The sequence below is a fragment of the Cupriavidus sp. MPR-AND1C genome, from assembly GCF_058809705.1.
Window position 1 is genome coordinate 1 of sequence record NZ_JBXASU010000191.1, and the last position, 1,871, is coordinate 1,871.

Genomic DNA, 1,871 nt, shown 5'->3' on the forward strand with positions numbered 1-1,871 from the left:
CTTGATCGGCATAGGGGGCGGCGGCTAGCCGCGCCCCTGCCACACCACCTGGCATGCGGGTCCGCACCAGGCGGTTCGAGAAGTTGAGGTCATATGAGTCGGGGGAAGCCAAGTGCGTCGAAGTATGCGATCGTGAGGACGCGGTTCAGACCAGCCTTGCTGTGAGCCCACCAGCGACCGGCACCACCGGCAATGAGAGCTGCCAGCTCATGAGACGCGCCGAGACCTCGGAGACGACTATAGACCGTCGTTCCAACGCGCCAGTGCTTGAGCTGAAGGGCCCTGAGGCGGTGACGTATCCATGAGTCCAGATCTTTGAACGTCTGGGGTGTCTGTGCCAGACGGAAGTAGGACTTCCACCCCGGCAGATATTCCCGCATCTGTTCTGCGACCTGGGCCAGGCTTTTGCCACCAACCCGCTTAGTGATGATCTTGATACGCTGCTTGAACGTCTTGATGGCCTTGGGGGCAACCGCAACCTTGACCGTGCCGCCCGACCATCGCCGGAGGCAGTAGCCGAGGAACTTGCGGCCAAAGACAGAGCCCACCTCGGTCTTCAATTCGTTCACCCGGAGGTGAAGCCGCGCATACAGCTTGCGCATCCAACGCAGCACCCGCTCGCCAGCCTTCTGGCTGCGAACATAGACGTTGCAGTCATCGGCGTAGCGGGCAAAGCGGTGCCCGCGTTGAGTCAAGGCGCGATCCACATCATCCAGCAGGACGTTGGCCAGCAACGGAGACAAGGGACCACCTTGCGGTGTTCCCTCATCACGTGCGACGACCACACCATTCATCATGACGCCAGCCTCCAGGTATCGGCGAACTAACCGCAGCGCGGCCTTGTCACTGATTCGTTTGGCCAGGCGGTCCATCAGAATGTCGTGATTAACTCGATCAAAGAACTTCTCCAGATCCACATCAACTACCACCCGGAACCCTTCCTGCGCATAGCGTTGAGCTTGAAGCACCGCGCCATGCGCACTGCGGCCCGGACGGAAGCCGTAGCTGAAATCGGAGAACGTCGGGTCGATCAACGGCTGCAGAACTTGCAGTAGTGCCTGCTGGATGAGCCTGTCGGTGACGGTTGGAATTCCCAGTTCCCTCGTGCCGCCCGTCGGCTTGGGTATCTCCACACGGCGCACGGCCTGCGGCCGATACGTGCCGTTCAGAAGCTCCCGCCGAATTCGCGGCCAGTGGGTCTTGAGGTGCTCTACCGTCTCTTCAATCGTCAGTCCATCAACACCAGCACTTCCCTTGTTGGCCTTGACGCGTTTCCACGCCGTGACCATGTTCTCACGCGAGAGAGCTTGCTGGAGCAGGCTCTCCCGCCCTAAGCCTTCGTTCATGCGACCCGCCGAGCGAGCTTCACCGCGCGTCGAGACGTTGGGGGCTTCACCCTCGCCATCCTCGATACGCCCAGGTTGCCCCGGCTTCTGGTGCGATGTTCTCTCAAGAGTCACAGTTTCCAGCTTTCCTTCTCGTTCGGCCCTTCATCAGCGGATTCGAGCCTCCCCGGCGCTACCCCTGACTATTACGGCCTCTGCTGACTTCTCGCTTGCAGCCTTGCAGCTGTCGCCCTTTCAGACGTTAGACGAGATCTCCCCAGGTAAGAGCGCGATCCTTCCCCGCACAACCGCCAGATCTACGCGACTTCGCCTTGACCACGAAAGCTTCGCAGTGAAGTGCCTGCTCGCCTTGCTCCATCGCGCCTCGTATCTGGTTCTTGTCCATCGGCTCACGGTTACATTCCATGCTTCCTTCCCACGCTTGGTCGCCCTCACGCAGTTGCACTTCCTTTCGCTCGCTGTGGTCAGCTCACGGGAGGACTTTCACCTCCGAGATCGCGCCCATGCTGGGCGCACACTTCCTCT

Annotated in this window: 1 protein-coding gene; it reads right to left on the reverse strand. The window is 60.6% G+C overall.

Annotated features, from left to right (window positions below):
* Positions 1 to 89: 89 nt before the first annotated feature.
* Complete coding sequence (gene ltrA, locus AC1RWI_RS37935; RefSeq protein ID WP_492870874.1) at positions 90 to 1,460, reverse strand: group II intron reverse transcriptase/maturase; 1,371 nt, start codon at positions 1,458 to 1,460, stop codon at positions 90 to 92.
* Positions 1,461 to 1,871 lie beyond the last annotated feature (411 nt).